This window comes from Salinarimonas soli (assembly GCF_008386575.1).
Classification (GTDB): domain Bacteria; phylum Pseudomonadota; class Alphaproteobacteria; order Rhizobiales; family Beijerinckiaceae; genus Salinarimonas_A; species Salinarimonas_A soli.
Genome location: NZ_VUOA01000197.1, coordinates 1 through 352, shown reverse-complemented (window position 1 = coordinate 352; position 352 = coordinate 1). Strand labels below are relative to the sequence as shown.

Annotated in this window: 1 protein-coding gene; it reads left to right on the top strand. The window is 63.6% G+C overall.

Annotation, left to right across the window (positions count from 1 at the left end; translation table 11 throughout):
• Positions 1–84 precede the first annotated feature (84 nt).
• The gene (locus F0L46_RS27835) at positions 85–327 is read left to right on the top strand and encodes a tubulin alpha chain (protein ID WP_149822424.1); all 243 of its coding nucleotides are present in this window, start codon (positions 85–87) and stop codon (positions 325–327) included.
• Positions 328–352: the final 25 nt, after the last annotated feature.

Below are 352 nucleotides of genomic sequence, written 5' to 3'. Positions count from 1 at the left end.
GAGGACGGCGGGTAGCCCCCCTCTGTGCTGGCCCACAGCCGCGTCCTGGCCCCCCCCGCGCTCCCCGAGGACGCGGCCCCCAGGGTGCAACGTGCCGTCGGCGAGTTGTCCAACACCACCGCCATCGCCGAAGCTTGGGCTCGCGTTGACCACAAGTTCGACCTCATGTACGCCAAGCGTGCTTTCGTGCACTGGTACGTCGGTGAGGGTATGGAGGAGGGAGAGTTCTCCGAAGCCCGTGAGGACCTGGCTGCCCTCGAGAAGGATTACGAAGAAGTCGGCATGGACTCCGCTGAAGGCGAGGGTGAGGGAAGCGAAGAGTACTAAGCCGATCAAATATCTTTTATGGCGC